We start from the raw sequence: 10,804 nt of genomic DNA on the forward strand, positions 1-10,804 counted from the left end.
CTATCTCTTTTGATTAACGGCGCGTGTCCAGCCGCTTTTTTACGCTTGCCGCATGGGCAGGCAATCCTTCGGCTTCCGCAAGGGCAACGGCCGCCGGGCCGATTTTGCCAAGCGCCGCTTCATCGCATTCCAGAAAGCTGGTCCGCTTCATAAAATCGGTGACCGACAGCCCAGAAGAAAAGCGCGCGCGCCTTCCGGTGGGCAGCACGTGATTGGGCCCGGCAACATAGTCACCAACGGCCTCTGGCGTATGACGCCCCAAAAATACCGAACCGGCATGGCGCACCTTGTTGAACAAGGCCTGCGGATCGTTACAAGCCAGTTCGAGATGCTCAGCAGCCAGGCGGTCGACCAGCGGCATGGCCCGCTCCAATCGATCAACCACTATGATCGCACCGTTGTCGGTCCAGCTTTGCGTCGCTGTCTCGCTCGTCGCCAATTCAGCAAGCTGGGCTTCGACCCGCGTTGCTACCTCATCGGCAAAGGCCGCATCATCGGTGAACAATATCGACTGGCTGGTCGGATCATGCTCTGCCTGGGACAAGAGATCAGCGGCTATCCAGTCCGGATCATTCTGGCCATCGGCCACGACAACAATCTCCGACGGCCCTGCCACCATATCGATACCGACCACCCCATAAACCTGCCGCTTCGCTTCCGCGACCCAGGCATTGCCGGGGCCGGTAATCACATCAACAGGAGCGATTTTCTCGGTCCCAAAGGCCAGAGCGGCCACCGCTTGCGCGCCGCCAATTCGCCAGACCTCATCAACGCCTGCGATTTCAGCGGCCGCCAGCACCAGCGGATTAACTTCGCCGCCCGGCGTCGGCGTCACCATGATGACGCGGTCTGCACCGGCAACCTTGGCCGGAATGGCGTTCATCAGAACCGAAGAGGGATAGGCTGCTCTGCCGCCGGGGATATAGATTCCTGCCCGTTCAACCGCATTCCAGCGCGCACCGATGCGCACTCCGGCATCATCGCGATAGTCGCGGTTATCGGGCTTTTGCCCCTCATGATAGTCGCCAATGCGGATCGCCGCCAACTCGAGAGCAATTCGCAGGTTGGGGTCGAGACCATCCAGCGCCGCCTCACATTCCGCAACCGACACTTTCCAACCGGTAAATCCCAGATCATGGCCGTCAAACTTCTGCGTAAGCCGGGCCACTGCCTCGTCGCCATTGGAACGGACATCCTTGATAATCGCAGCGACATCCGCCGATACGTCGGCGTCTGCTTCGCGGCGGGCATTGACCAACGCGTCAAAGGAGTCGGCAAAACCGGCATCCGAGGTTGAAAGCCGCAAAGCCATCAGACTTGCCCCACCAGTTCGCGGAATTTCTGGACCAGCCCGGTCAGCTCTTCACTGCGCATCTTGAAGGCAGCCCGGTTCACCACCAGTCGCGCGGAAATGTCGATAATCCGGTCGGTTTCCACCAGGTTATTCGCTTTCAGCGTGCTGCCGGATTCCACCAAATCAACAATATGCCGTGACAGACCCAGCGAAGGCGCGAGTTCCATCGCACCGTTCAGCTTCACACATTCCGCCTGAATGCCCTGAGCCTCAAAATGGCGGCTGGTCAGGTTGGGATATTTGGTGGCGACACGGATATGCGAGATATTGCCAATCTGATCGGCATCATCCTTCGGCTGCGCCACTGACAGACGGCAGCGGCCAATGCCTAGATCAACCGGCGCGTAAAGCTCGCTATAGTTGAACTCTTCCACCACGTCCGATCCGACAATCCCGATCTGCGCCGCGCCATGGGCGACAAATGTCGCCACATCAAAGGCACGCACCCGGATGATCGAGACATGCGCCTGATTGGTGCCGAACATCAGGCTGCGGTTAGCCTTGTCGAAAAATTCCGGTGCAGGTTCGATGCCGACCTTGGCCAGCATCGGCAAGGCCTCGTCGAGAATCCGTCCCTTGGGGATTGCAAAGATAAGGGGTGTGGTCATAGAAGCCGACGCATTAGGGCCTCACACCGGAAAGGGCAATATGTCTAACCAGCAAAAGATACAGGACGCCTTCACCAACCAGATAGAATATTGCCGTTCCAACGGCGCACCTATTACCGGCCGCATTGTCGAGGCGATTATCGGAGCGCTGGACGAGAGCACCGAACTGGGCCGCCAAGTGCTTGGATGGGAAGGCAATCCGCTGGCCGACGCCCTGCCATTACGGATCGCAGGTGGCTTTCACGCGCTGCATCTGGCTGGCCAGCATGACGGGCTGTCCGCCATTTACGAAGGCGATGAACAAGCCGCCAAAGATGCCGAGCAGATCATCGCCGCCACGATAGAGACGGACGAGGCGGCCTTGCTGCCCTGGCTCGACTCCCCGCCGCAGACTAATGAGGCCGGGCGATCGTCTTCCTATATAGCGGGCCTGCTGTGGCTGACTGCACAGGGCCTGCCGCCACGCTACGAGCTGCTGGAAATTGGATCGAGCGGTGGCCTGAACCTGATGATCGACCGCTATCATTATAACCTTGGCGGAGTTTCGGTCGGTCCTGACGATGCATCCCTTTCCTTTAAACCCGACTGGGAAGGACCACCGCCCGCAGATGTGCCCTTTACCTTTGAGTCGCTTCGCGGCTGTGACATTGCGCCGGTTGATCTCGCTGATCCGGCGCAAGCCCGCCGGCTTACGGCCTATATCTGGCCTGAACATACCGTGCGCTTCGAACGGATGAAGACCGCCATAGAGATGGTCAACGATCGGCCACCCAACCTGGAAGGCGCAAGCGCCGACGACTGGATGATCGAACAGCTGACCAGGCCGCAGAAAGCGGGCGTTACGCGGGTGCTGGTCCATTCCATCGTCTGGCAATATATCCCCAAAGCAGGGCGTGATCGGATCAAGCAGGCGATGGAAGAAGCCGGAACCCGAGCCACCGCAGAGCGACCGCTGGCCTGGCTGTCATTGGAAGCCAATCGCGAAACCTATCGCCATGAATTGATCGTTCGGCACTGGCCTGATGGCAGCGAGCCGGTCAAGCTTGGGGAGGCCCACGCCCATGGGGCGTGGGTCAAATGGCTGGGAGCATCTTAGAGCCCAGCCATTTCCAATGACTATAGCCGATCCAACTCTGTAACGGTCTTATCCGTCACCACATTGCCGGTGTTCAATATCGCCTTGGGTTCGAGCAACAACACATGGCATTCGCCATCAAGACCCTCTGGACAATGCTCCACCCCGCGCGGGATGATGATGAATTCACCCGGCCCGACATCAACATCACCGGTACGCAGGCCCATGCGCATGGTTCCAGCGATGACGAGAAACAACTCGTCCTCATTGTCATGATGATGCCAGTCAAACTTGCCTTCAAATTTCGCCAGTTTCACCTGTGCATCATTGATATCGCCCGCGATCTTAGGCGACCAGTGATCGGAGAAACTTGCGAACGCCTCTTTCAGATTGACCTTCTGCAAAGCTGCAGTTTCACTCACAGTCCAAATTCTCCTTCATAACCGAAGGACCGGTATATAGATTGCAGACGATCATCCATGGCCCATCCTGCAGGATTTTTACCGACTGCGTTACAATGTGTCATATCCGCTCCGGCACGAATAAGGTCTGCAACAATATCGAGACTAAAATCAGCTTTGCGCGCACATCGGGTCGCCACCCAAAGCGGACCATTGCCGTGTTTGTCGGTACAATTCACGTCTGCACCGGAAGCAATTAGCCGGGCGACCACGGCGGAATGACCATATTCGCAGGCAACATGTAGCGACGAAAACCCATCTTTGTCAGATGCAGTCGCATCGAGTCCCTCATCAAGGCTCTGCTCCAGACCGTCAAGGTTCCCATCCATCGCCTGATACCACAGCGGACTGCGGCCATATTCATCTACACCCGGTCTGGGCTTTCGCCATGGCCATGTTGGCATTGCTTGCTCCTTATTCCCCCGGCACCGTCGCCTTGATCGCCATGGCATGCACCTTGTCGTGCATCAAATCGCCCAGCGCTTTGTTCACCATCCGCTGCCGGTTGAGCCGCGACTGCCCTTCAAAGGCCGCGCAGGCAATTTCGACCGTGAAATGGGATTCTCCGCTGCCATCGTCGCCGGCATGACCCCGATGGCTCGCGCTATCGTTGATAACATTGAGCGAAGTCGGGTTCAGCGCTTCTAAAAGCCGCTTTTCGATTTCTGCGGCCACTGGCCCTTTTGATTCTGTTTCCATCGTGCCTATATAGAAGGATTACCAGCATTTGCGAACCGCCTTATCGCTTCAACAACCGGATAACCTTTTGCCTTCCTCCGATCCTCGAAAAAAGAAACCCAATCGTTTTCATGGTCGTGTGGAAAGCGAAGGGCGGACCTGCGCGATTGAAGGATGTGAAGAGGACGGCGAATTCCGGGCACCCTCTGTTTACGGCGCCCGGCACAGCTATGACGGCCCCGGTGAATATCGCTGGCTGTGCCTTGATCACGTCCGCGAGTTTAATCAGGGCTATGATTATTTCGACGGTATGGATCAGGAACAGATTTTTGAAGCGCAGCATCCCATTCGCGGGTGGGACAGCAATCGGCGAATCTATCAAAATGGACCGAGTGATGCACCGGCATGGGCCGATTTTACCGATCCGCTGGATGCAATTGGTGCAAGATTTGCTGCAAGCGTTTCGCGGCCCCAAACACCCGGTCGTGCGATCAGCGCGGGCGATCGCAAGGCGCTTAAGACGCTAGGGCTTGGCGAGGATGCAGAGCGCGGCGAAATTCGCAGGCGCTATTCCGAACTGGTGCGCAAATATCATCCCGACCGCAATGGCGGCAACAGAAGTCATGAGAAACAGTTGGCAAATGTGATCGCGGCCTATACGCAGCTTAAGGAATCGCCAGATTTTAGTTAGGTAATTTTAGATAGTGGCTCTGGCTTTTTGTATTTCATAATGAGGCCCGAGTTTTCAAAGGACAAACATGACTGACATACCCAATACCCATCCCAGCGGCAGCGGCGAAACCGTTTTGGACGCACCGGATCAAACCGTTGATGCGCGGGAAATGTTTGGCATTGATCTCGACATGCAGATCCCCTCGTTCAGTGAAAAGGATGAGCGGGTTCCCGATCTGGATCCGTCCTATGTCTTTGATCAGGATACGACTGCCGCAATCCTTGCCGGTTTTGCCTTTAACCGGCGCGTGATGGTGCAGGGTTTCCACGGCACTGGTAAATCAACTCATATTGAACAGGTCGCGGCGCGGCTCAACTGGCCATGTATCCGCATCAACCTTGATGCCCATATAAGCCGTATCGATCTTGTCGGCCGCGATGCCATTGTTTTGAAAGATGGCCAGCAGGTCACCGAATTCCGTGAAGGCCTGCTCCCATGGGCGTTGCAGACGCCTACGGCATTGGTGTTTGACGAATATGACGCCGGTCGCCCCGACGTGATGTTCGTGATCCAGCGCGTGCTGGAAGCCGAGGGCAAGCTGACCCTGCTCGACCAGAACCGGGTCATTCGTCCGAACCCGAATTTCCGTCTTTTCGCAACCGCCAACACGGTCGGCCTCGGCGACACCAGCGGGCTTTATCACGGCACGCAGCAGATAAACCAGGGTCAGATGGACCGCTGGAACATCGTCGTAACGCTCAATTATCTTCCCGCCGCTACCGAAGCGCAGGTCATTCTTTCCAAGGTTCCGGATACGGACGACAAAACAGTTGAGAATATGATCAAGGTCGCCGACCTGTCGCGTCAGGGTTTCGTCAACGGAGACATTTCCACTGTGATGAGCCCGCGGACCGTGATCAGTTGGGCCCAGAACGCGGCGATTTTCAACAATGTCGGCTTTGCCTTCCGTTTGAGCTTCCTCAACAAATGTGATGAAGCCGAACGGATGCTGGTCGCCGAATATTATCAGCGCGTCTTTGGCGAAGATCTGCCGGAAAGTGTGGTTGGGGCTTAAATCCGCTTCATTTCGGGTTCACTCATTGATGAACATATAGGTCTCTTCGGTTCACGAGGAGGGCTGAACATGGTTGTCCGAAATTGTTTCTCGCATTTTGTGTGTTACTAGTATAATACAGTAAGTGATGCTGGATAAGACATCCCACCCTTATGCGCCGCGCCGGCGCTGGTATTGGCCTTTTGGCCGCAAAGCGCCCGTGGAAACTATATTCTACGAACCTTATGGCAATGCCCTGCCCCCGCATTTGCAGGACGAACCGCTTGCCCCGCTTAAAAAACCGCGCGGAAAATGGTGGTGGTTCAGTCGCGGGCTGGCAGCGGTTCTGTTTCTCTTCATATTGCTGATCGCCTGGCTTGCGATTACGGCACCATTGTCGAAATCCCTGCAACCGATCGCACCGCCACAAATTACCCTGCTGACCTCTGATGGCCAGCCGATTGCGCGCAATGGTGCGGTGGTGGATGAACCGGTCAAAGTTGGAGAATTGCCCGATCATGTCGTCAACGCCTTTCTCGCGATTGAAGACCGGCGATTCTATTCCCATTGGGGCGTCGACCCGCGCGGCCTTGCGCGTGCGGCATGGAGCAATGCCACCCGTAGCGGCATGACACAGGGCGGCAGCACGATTACACAGCAGCTCGCCAAACTTACCTTCCTCACACCAGAGCGCAGCCTGACCCGCAAAGCGCGCGAAATGCTGATCGCTTTCTGGATGGAAGCACGGCTGTCGAAGGATGAAATCCTTGAGCGCTACCTGTCCAACGTCTATTTTGGCGACAATGTTTACGGCCTGCGTGCCGCTTCGCTGCATTACTATTATCGCAAGCCGGAAAACCTGAAACCGGAGCAGGCGATCATGCTGGCCGGGCTGGTGCAGGCCCCTTCCCGCCTTGCGCCGACCCGTAACCCCGATCTTGCCGCCAAACGGGCCAAGCTCGTCAAATCAGCGATGGTGGCGGCTGGTTTTTTGGACCAGAAAGAAGCCGATAGTCTGCCCAATCCGATACTGGATGTGCGGGCCAAGAACACGGTTCCTACGGGCACTTACTTTGCCGACTGGGCGATGCCGAGGGCCAGGGCTCTTTCGGAGATGAGCTATAGCAAGCTGACGCTAACCACGACGCTAGATTCACGGTTGCAGCGGATTGCCAACAATGTTGTTGGCCGCGCACCGCTGGGCAAAGCGCAGGTTGCGCTGGTGGCAATGCGGCCCGACGGCGAGGTCGTCGCAATGATTGGTGGACGTGATTATAAGGAATCCGCCTTTAACCGGGTGACTCAGGCAAAACGCCAGCCGGGATCGACCTTCAAGCTGTTCGTCTGGCTTGCGGCATTGCGCGCCGATATCCGGCCAGATGACATAGTCGATGACAGTCCGATCACTAAAGGCGGCTATCTGCCGAAAAATGCCGGAGATAAATACCGCGGCGAAATTACGCTGAAAGAGGCGTTTGCCAGGTCCAGCAATGTCGCGGCGGTACGCCTATTCGGCCAAGTTGGCGACAAAGCGGTTATTCGCGAAGCCAGAAATCTCGGCGTCACGTCAAAACTGGCGGAGGATGATCCCAGTCTGGCGCTCGGCACATCAACGATGACGCTTTTGGAGTTGACCGCCGCATATGCCGGCGTGGCCAGCAACAGTTGGCCGATCAAACCTTATGCCTTCGAAAAGAAGGAACAAAGCTGGGCAGAATGGCTGTTCGACTGGCCCGGGCGTTATGGCAATAACACCCATGAGCGGATGGAAGACATGTTGCGCACGGCGGTCAACGAAGGCACAGGCCGCAATGCCCAGCTGTCCATTCCCAATTACGGCAAAACCGGTACCAGTCAGAAAAATCGCGATGCCCTATTTGTCGGTTATGCAGGCGATCTGGTCGTCGGCGTGTGGGTTGGCAATGACGACAATAGCCCGCTTAAAGGCGTAAACGGCGGCGGCGTTCCTGCACGCATCTGGCGGGATTTCATGCGTCAGGCAGTGCAAGGCGCTGGGCCCGTTAGCAAGCCCAAACCAGCCCGCAAGCCGGATCCTGACGGACCGGTCAAACCGTTGGACGTGCCGGATACTGACGATTTGCAGGATGTGCCGATCGATCTTGGCGAATCCGAAATCCGGATCAACGGTGAGGATGGCGTTTCAATCTCCACGGAGATTGGCGGTATTCCCCTTGATCTACGTCTTGATAATGATGGTATGGCTATCGAAAGTCGGCGCGAAGAGACACCTGCCGCTACGGATCGTTAGGAAGCAACGATATCCCTAGCAAAAAGGTGGAATTTAGACCTTTGATTCCCCTTGGCTTTCCGCTTATGGCTGTTGTCTTCTATGGCTGACCGTTCCAAACTTGATGATCTGAAAGACGTGCTCGGCGGCGCCGCGCGCGCCATGTCCCACGAACCTGAAGTGGAGCTGGCTTACACCGCAGAAGCGCCTTCGCAATCCGGACAACATCTCAAGGTACCGATGCCGGCACGCGATCTTCCACCCGATCAGGTTGCCCAGGCCCGTGGTTTTGCCGACAGTTTCGCGTTGAAACTGCGTTATCATGACGAAGGCCGTCACCGCAAAAATGCGCCGCAGGAGGCCGTTGCCCGGGCATGTTTTGATGCTCTGGAACAGGTGCGGACCGATGCGCTGGGATCGCGCAATATGAAGGGCGTGAACGGCAATCTTGATGCAGCGCTGGAAATGCGCATGCGGTCGGATCCGATTTCCCGCGCTCAGAATCGCGATGAAGTACCAATCTCGACGGCACTCGCCTTGCTTGCCCGCGAAAAGCTGACCGGCGAAGCGCCGCCGGAATCGACCTTGAAGGGTGTCGAGATGCTACGCGAGTGGATTGAGGAAGGCGCAGGTGCCGATCTCGATGGTCTAAATCTCACACTCGATGATCAGGAGAGCTTTGCAAAACTCTCCACGCAGTTACTGGAACATCTCGACCTCATCAACAGCGACGATGAAACTTCGGACGCCGATGACAATGATGACGATTCTGATGAAGATAGCGAAGATCAGGACGATGATGGCGCCGATGATGAAGCCACTGGCGATCAGGGGCAGCAGGACATGCGCTCCGAACAGTCCGAGGATGATGCACAGGATAGCGAAAGCGAACTGAACGCCGAAGAAATGGAAGAAGGCGCGGAAGAGGAAATGGGCGATGCCGGTGATGATGGCATGATGCCGGTCCGCCCCAATCGCCCGATGTCCGATCTGCCGCCCGGATTTGACTATGCGCCGTGGACCGAAAAATATGACGAGATCATCAGCGCGACCGAATTGTGCGATGAAGAAGAGCTTACCCGGCTACGCGCGTTTCTCGACCAGCAGCTAACCAATTTGCAAGGCGCGGTGACCAAGCTTGCCAATCGCTTGCAACGCCGCCTGATGGCGCAGCAGAACCGCAGCTGGGATTTCGATCAGGAAGAAGGCATGCTGGATGCCGCCCGCCTCGCCCGCGTGGTCAGCAATCCGGCGCACAGCCTGTCCTACAAGGTCGAACGCGAGACCGATTTCCGCGATACGGTGGTTACTCTGCTGATAGACAATAGCGGCTCGATGCGCGGCCGGCCGATCAGCATTGCTGCGATCAGCGCCGATATCATGGCCCGCACACTCGAACGTTGCGGCGTCAAAACTGAAATACTGGGCTTTACCACTCGTGCATGGAAAGGCGGTCAGTGCCGCGAAAGCTGGCTGGCGGCGGATCGCCCGGCCAATCCCGGTAGGCTCAACGACCTGCGCCACATCATCTACAAACAGGCAGATGAACCGTGGCGACGGGCACGCAAAAATCTTGGCCTGATGATGCGCGAAGGGTTACTCAAAGAAAATATCGACGGCGAGGCATTGCTCTGGGCGCATAATCGCCTGATCGGACGGCCCGAAGAACGTCGGATATTGATGGTCATTTCCGATGGCGCGCCGGTGGATGATTCAACCCTTTCAGTGAACCATGGTGCCTATCTGGAAAATCATCTTCGCAAAGTCATCGACTGGATCGAGAGTCGTTCGCCGGTGCAGCTAGTTGCGATCGGCATCGGCCACGACGTGACCCGCTATTACAAGCGCGCTGTCACCATCATGGATGCGGAGCAGCTGGGCGGCACTATGGTCGAACAACTGGCCGGACTTTTTGACGAGGAAACAAAATGAACGTAACCGAAGCTGTTAAATCCCGCCGTTCCGTCCGCCAGTTTCTCGACAAGCCCGTTGATCAGAAAACACTCCAGAAAATCCTGGAAACCGCAGCCCGCTCACCATCAGGCGGCAACACCCAGCCATGGAATGCCATTGTTGTCGGTGGCGATGAGCTGACGCGGATTGCAGATGCCATCAAGGCCAAAGTTCCGACGGCGCCAGCCGGCGAGAATATGGAATATGACATCTATCCCAAAGATCTGGAAGGGCGCTACGAAGAACAGCGCAAGGGCGTCGGCAAGGCGATGTTCGACTCTCTGAAAATTCCCCGCGAAGATGGTGGCGCGCGGATCAAGCAGATGATGGCCAACTGGGACAGTTTTGGCGCACCAGTGCAGCTGTTCACCTATACCCGCAAATATATGGGGCCGCCGCAATGGTCGGATATGGGCATGTGGCTGCAAACCGTGATGTTACTGCTCCGCGAAGAAGGTCTGGACAGCTGCCCGCAGGAAATCTGGGCGATGTATGGAACTTATATGCGCGAGCTGCTCGGCATTGACGATGACCACATTTTCTTTTGTGGAATGGCCATCGGATATCGTGATCCGGATGCGCCCATTAACAATTTCGACGTTCCGCGGGTTCCCCTGTCCGAAAATGTAAAATTTGTTGGAATTTAGAATATCTAAACATCTGAATAAAAAAGATTATTTTCTAAACTGTCTCAGAAAGT

The 10,804-nt window shown here is 56.4% G+C and carries 11 protein-coding genes; 6 read left to right on the forward strand and 5 right to left on the reverse strand.

Features of this window, described 5'->3' with window-relative positions; translation table 11 throughout:
• Positions 1 to 13: 13 nt before the first annotated feature.
• Both hisD and hisG read right to left on the reverse strand, forming a co-directional pair.
• Positions 14 to 1,312, reverse strand: coding sequence for a histidinol dehydrogenase (gene hisD / locus AC6I9Z_RS14775; RefSeq protein WP_461456565.1), 1,299 nt, complete (start codon positions 1,310 to 1,312; stop codon positions 14 to 16).
• Positions 1,312 to 1,962 (reverse strand): ATP phosphoribosyltransferase, encoded by a 651-nt coding sequence (gene hisG / locus AC6I9Z_RS14780; RefSeq protein ID WP_109356436.1) that lies wholly within the window; start codon positions 1,960 to 1,962, stop codon positions 1,312 to 1,314. Before hisG ends, hisD begins: the two co-directional genes overlap by 1 nt.
• A gap of 40 nt (positions 1,963 to 2,002) precedes the next feature.
• Between hisG and AC6I9Z_RS14785 the strand changes: the two genes are divergently transcribed.
• Positions 2,003 to 3,058, forward strand: coding sequence for a DUF2332 domain-containing protein (locus tag AC6I9Z_RS14785; protein ID WP_461456567.1), 1,056 nt, complete (start codon positions 2,003 to 2,005; stop codon positions 3,056 to 3,058).
• Between the two features lie 20 nt (positions 3,059 to 3,078).
• Here the strand turns inward: AC6I9Z_RS14785 and AC6I9Z_RS14790 are convergent, their stop codons facing one another.
• The 3 genes from AC6I9Z_RS14790 to AC6I9Z_RS14800 are packed head-to-tail and all read right to left on the reverse strand — an operon-like array spanning position 3,079 to position 4,197.
• Positions 3,079 to 3,459 (reverse strand): cupin domain-containing protein, encoded by a 381-nt coding sequence (locus tag AC6I9Z_RS14790; RefSeq protein ID WP_461456569.1) that lies wholly within the window; start codon positions 3,457 to 3,459, stop codon positions 3,079 to 3,081.
• A complete protein-coding gene (locus tag AC6I9Z_RS14795) occupies positions 3,456 to 3,902 on the reverse strand; it encodes an ankyrin repeat domain-containing protein (protein ID WP_461456571.1) in 447 nt (148 codons plus the stop codon). The genes AC6I9Z_RS14790 and AC6I9Z_RS14795 overlap by 4 nt, the downstream gene beginning before the upstream one ends.
• Before the next feature lie 10 nt (positions 3,903 to 3,912).
• Entirely contained in the window at positions 3,913 to 4,197 is a 285-nt protein-coding gene (locus AC6I9Z_RS14800) for a BolA family protein (protein WP_461456573.1), read from the reverse strand.
• A 67-nt stretch (positions 4,198 to 4,264) separates the two neighbouring features.
• On the opposite strand from AC6I9Z_RS14800, the gene AC6I9Z_RS14805 reads away from it, so the two are divergent.
• The 5 genes from AC6I9Z_RS14805 to AC6I9Z_RS14825 all read left to right on the forward strand — a co-directional run bounded on the left by AC6I9Z_RS14805 (position 4,265) and on the right by AC6I9Z_RS14825 (position 10,751).
• Positions 4,265 to 4,867, forward strand: a complete 603-nt coding sequence (locus AC6I9Z_RS14805; RefSeq protein ID WP_461456575.1) for a J domain-containing protein — start codon at positions 4,265 to 4,267, stop codon at positions 4,865 to 4,867.
• A 67-nt stretch (positions 4,868 to 4,934) separates the two neighbouring features.
• Positions 4,935 to 5,924: a cobaltochelatase subunit CobS gene (gene cobS / locus AC6I9Z_RS14810; protein WP_461456577.1), complete on the forward strand. Its 990-nt coding sequence runs from the start codon at positions 4,935 to 4,937 to the stop codon at positions 5,922 to 5,924.
• Between the two features lie 127 nt (positions 5,925 to 6,051).
• Entirely contained in the window at positions 6,052 to 8,172 is a 2,121-nt protein-coding gene (locus tag AC6I9Z_RS14815; protein WP_461456579.1) for a transglycosylase domain-containing protein, read from the forward strand.
• 81 nt (positions 8,173 to 8,253) lie between these two features.
• Positions 8,254 to 10,083, forward strand: a complete 1,830-nt coding sequence (cobT, locus tag AC6I9Z_RS14820; RefSeq protein ID WP_461456581.1) for a cobaltochelatase subunit CobT — start codon at positions 8,254 to 8,256, stop codon at positions 10,081 to 10,083.
• On the forward strand, positions 10,080 to 10,751 hold the full coding sequence (locus AC6I9Z_RS14825) for a nitroreductase (RefSeq protein WP_461456583.1): 672 nt from the start codon (positions 10,080 to 10,082) through the stop codon (positions 10,749 to 10,751). The genes cobT and AC6I9Z_RS14825 overlap by 4 nt, the downstream gene beginning before the upstream one ends.
• Positions 10,752 to 10,804: the final 53 nt, after the last annotated feature.

The sequence above is a fragment of the Parasphingorhabdus sp. genome, assembly GCF_059726685.1.

Excerpts from the sequence above, each read along its gene's own strand:
- hisD (WP_461456565.1), bottom strand. The coding sequence starts at position 1,312 with ATGGCTTTGCGGCTTTCAACCTCGGATGCCGGTTTTGCCGACTCCTTT.
- hisG (WP_109356436.1), bottom strand. The coding sequence starts at position 1,962 with ATGACCACACCCCTTATCTTTGCAATCCCCAAGGGACGGATTCTCGAC.
- AC6I9Z_RS14785 (WP_461456567.1), top strand. The coding sequence starts at position 2,003 with ATGTCTAACCAGCAAAAGATACAGGACGCCTTCACCAACCAGATAGAA.
- AC6I9Z_RS14795 (WP_461456571.1), bottom strand. The coding sequence starts at position 3,902 with ATGCCAACATGGCCATGGCGAAAGCCCAGACCGGGTGTAGATGAATAT.
- AC6I9Z_RS14800 (WP_461456573.1), bottom strand. The coding sequence starts at position 4,197 with ATGGAAACAGAATCAAAAGGGCCAGTGGCCGCAGAAATCGAAAAGCGG.
- cobS (WP_461456577.1), top strand. The coding sequence starts at position 4,935 with ATGACTGACATACCCAATACCCATCCCAGCGGCAGCGGCGAAACCGTT.
- AC6I9Z_RS14815 (WP_461456579.1), top strand. The coding sequence starts at position 6,052 with ATGCTGGATAAGACATCCCACCCTTATGCGCCGCGCCGGCGCTGGTAT.
- cobT (WP_461456581.1), top strand. The coding sequence starts at position 8,254 with ATGGCTGACCGTTCCAAACTTGATGATCTGAAAGACGTGCTCGGCGGC.
- AC6I9Z_RS14825 (WP_461456583.1), top strand. The coding sequence starts at position 10,080 with ATGAACGTAACCGAAGCTGTTAAATCCCGCCGTTCCGTCCGCCAGTTT.